Annotated in this window: 1 pseudogene; it reads right to left on the reverse strand. The window is 43.9% G+C overall.

The window, feature by feature from the left end:
• A pseudogene (locus tag ACODS7_RS32850) lies at window positions 1-358 on the reverse strand (portal protein); the annotation flags it as partial.

Genomic DNA, 358 nt, shown 5'->3' on the forward strand with positions numbered 1-358 from the left:
CTTCTGGATTCTGTGCCAGTTGCTCAAACTGCTTGTTTTCCATCTTCGCTTTATTCTCATCCAATTGTTGCATTTCAAATAACTCGTTACTATCGCCCATACCCATGAGTTTGAGTAACGCCTGCGGGTCCGGTGAACCATCCTTCTTCACAATCGCTCCTTTATCCCACAACGTCATAATCCGGTCTTGTTGCGCTGATTTCATTTCCGGAAGGGATGAACCTTGCACAATATTAATATCCTCTCCGCCGCTTAAATCAGAGCCTCTAAAGCTTACGAGTTCTATATCATTATCAGGACCCAGAATACGTGCCATACGTTCTTCTGTATAATGTTTCTTCATAAGCAGGAGTACGCG

Source organism: Bacillus sp. FG16 (assembly GCF_057809515.1).